The 641-nt window shown below is 46.0% G+C and carries 1 pseudogene; it reads left to right on the top strand.

Annotated features, from left to right (window positions below):
* A pseudogene (locus tag B3O33_RS03170) lies at positions 1–641 on the top strand (F0F1 ATP synthase subunit beta); the annotation flags it as partial.

The following is a 641-nucleotide window of genomic DNA, read 5'->3' as shown; positions in this document are numbered from 1 at the left end:
GGTAACGACTTCTATCACGAAATGACCGATTCAAACGTAATCGACAAAGTATCACTGGTTTACGGTCAGATGAATGAGCCACCAGGTAACCGTCTGCGTGTAGCGTTGACTGGTTTGACCATGGCGGAATTCTTCCGTGATGAAGGCCGTGATGTATTGTTCTTCGTTGATAATATTTACCGTTACACATTGGCCGGTACTGAAGTATCCGCCCTGTTAGGCCGTATGCCTTCAGCGGTAGGTTATCAGCCAACACTGGCCGAAGAAATGGGTGTTTTGCAAGAACGTATTACCTCAACCAAAACCGGTTCTATCACGTCTATACAAGCGGTATACGTACCTGCGGATGACTTGACTGATCCATCTCCTGCAACCACCTTCGCTCACTTGGATGCGACCGTTGTATTGTCACGTTCAATTGCCGAATTGGGTATTTACCCTGCGATTGACCCGCTGGATTCAACGTCACGTCAGCTGGATCCATTGGTTGTTGGTAACGATCATTATGATATTGCTCGTGGTGTTCAAAACACCCTGCAACGTTATAAAGAACTGAAAGATATCATCGCGATCCTGGGTATGGATGAATTGTCTGAAGAAGACAAATTGTCTGTATCACGCGCTCGTAAAATTCAGCGTTT

It is taken from the genome of Methylophaga sp. UBA1464 (genome assembly GCF_002325665.1).
Classification (GTDB): domain Bacteria; phylum Pseudomonadota; class Gammaproteobacteria; order Nitrosococcales; family Methylophagaceae; genus Methylophaga.
This window is presented reverse-complemented; position numbering and strand designations above follow the sequence as displayed.